Source organism: Thermalbibacter longus (assembly GCF_023806485.1).
Taxonomy (GTDB): domain Bacteria; phylum Chloroflexota; class Chloroflexia; order Thermomicrobiales; family Thermomicrobiaceae; genus Thermalbibacter; species Thermalbibacter longus.
This window is the reverse complement of sequence record NZ_JAMSLR010000043.1, coordinates 1-586: the sequence shown is the minus strand read 5'-3', so window position 1 is coordinate 586 and position 586 is coordinate 1. Positions and strand designations below refer to the sequence as shown.

The 586-nt window shown below is 65.7% G+C and carries 1 protein-coding gene; it reads right to left on the bottom strand.

Going from position 1 to position 586, the window contains the following annotated elements; translation table 11 throughout:
* The coding region (locus NET02_RS16360; protein ID WP_284058499.1) for an integrase core domain-containing protein at positions 1 to 586 on the bottom strand (586 nt) is incomplete at both ends.

Below are 586 nucleotides of genomic sequence, written 5' to 3'. Positions count from 1 at the left end.
TTGTATGAGTCCAGTACCTTTGGCACTCGGGGTGGTGTTGGAGCAGGCATGATAATGGGGGTTTCTGTCCGAGGCGATGGTGTGGGCGCTGGGCGTTGTAGAAGACGAGCCAGTCGGCCAGTTTCTGGTTGAAGAGGGCCAGGTCCGTGAAGAGCAGGTCCTCGTGGTAGTCGACAAAGGACTCCTGCACGGTGCGGTTGAAGCGCTCGACGTGCGCGTTCATCTTGGGGGAGTTGGGGTAGGTGTACCAGCGCTGGATGCCATGCTGCTTGAGCAACTTGGCAAAGCCGGCTTCGAACTCGGAGCCGTTGTCTGACAGCACCACCTTGGGTTTGGCGGGCAGCAGCGACACGATGGCGGCCATGGCCGCCTCGGTGTGGCAAGCGGCCTTGCTGGGCAAGGCCACGGCCAGGCCGAAGGCGCTGGCTGGATCGATGCAAGTCAGGATATAGCGGCGCAGGCCATCGTGCACGCGCTCGACGGTGTCCACCGCCAGGCACTGCAGCGGCGCGGGGCGCGCCCCGCGGGGCTTGCGCGGTTTGCGCTGGCGGCGCACGGGCTTGGGGCGGCCGCGGCGGTCGATGCG